Source organism: Pseudoalteromonas fuliginea (assembly GCF_000690055.1).
GTDB classification, from domain to species: domain Bacteria; phylum Pseudomonadota; class Gammaproteobacteria; order Enterobacterales; family Alteromonadaceae; genus Pseudoalteromonas; species Pseudoalteromonas fuliginea.
In genome coordinates this window covers 1-325 of sequence record NZ_JJNZ01000281.1, presented here as the reverse complement: position 1 = coordinate 325, position 325 = coordinate 1, and the positions used below count along the sequence as shown (strand labels likewise).

Annotated in this window: 1 protein-coding gene; it reads left to right on the top strand. The window is 32.3% G+C overall.

Annotated elements, in window-relative coordinates:
- Nucleotides 1-14 precede the first annotated feature (14 nt).
- A partial coding sequence (locus DC53_RS22865) for a TlpA family protein disulfide reductase (RefSeq protein WP_240474590.1) occupies nucleotides 15-325 on the top strand: 311 nt, incomplete at its 3' end.

Below are 325 nucleotides of genomic sequence, written 5' to 3'. Positions count from 1 at the left end.
ATGCGCAAAAGGCAATGCCTAGTGTGACTATTAAGTCGGTTAAGAACAAGACTTATAATGTAAAGAACAGTTTTAAAGAAAAAGATAAACTATATGTGTTTACATTTTGGGCTACGTGGTGTGCACCATGTATTAGTGAACTAGATGCTATTAAAGAGCACTATGCTGACTGGACTAAAGAAATGAATATGGAAGTTATTGCAATTTCTATAGATGATACTCGTACTCGAAAAAGAGTAAAACCATTACTTAATGGTAAAAAATGGCCTTACAAGGTATTATTAGATACTAATCAAGATCTTAAAAGAGCACTTTCTGTAGTTAA